The organism is Corallococcus sp. 4LFB (assembly GCF_046520365.1).
Lineage (GTDB): Bacteria > Myxococcota > Myxococcia > Myxococcales > Myxococcaceae > Corallococcus > Corallococcus caeni.
Map to the genome: position 1 here is coordinate 1 of NZ_JBKGHJ010001228.1, position 507 is coordinate 507.

A 507-nucleotide genomic window follows, 5' to 3' on the forward strand; every position below is an offset into this window, starting at 1 on the left:
CGGTCCATGGCTCAGCGCGCGTTCGACGTGCAGCTCCTCCACGAGCTTTTCGAACGGCAGCTCCTGATGCGCATACGCGCCCAGGGCCCGGTCGCGCACCTGTCGCAACACTTCGCGGAAGGACGCTCCGTCACGCAGGTGGGCCCGCAGCGGCAGCGTGTTGACGAAGAAGCCGATGAGGCCTTCCAGCTCCTCGCGCGTGCGGTTGGCGATGGGCGTACCGACGATGAAGTCCCGCTGGCCGCTGTAGTGCGACAGCAGCACCTGGAAGCCCGCCATCAACGTCATGAACAGCGTGGCCCCTTCCTCACGGCCCAGGGCCGCCAGGAGGTGCTGGAGCGTGTCTGGCAACGTGAAGCGGTGCGTGGCGCCTTCGAACCGCTGTACCGCGGGACGCGGGCGATCCGTGGGCAGCTCCAGGACATGCGGCGCGTCCGCGAGCTGCTCCTTCCAGAAGTCGAGCTGCCGCTGGAGCACGTCTCCCTGGAGCCACTGGCGCTGCCACGC

1 protein-coding gene is annotated in these 507 nt (G+C 68.4%); it reads right to left on the reverse strand.

Annotated features, from left to right (window positions below; translation table 11 throughout):
• Positions 1-507 (reverse strand): condensation domain-containing protein (locus ACLEQD_RS45060; RefSeq protein WP_410392016.1); only part of this gene is annotated, 507 nt, incomplete at both ends.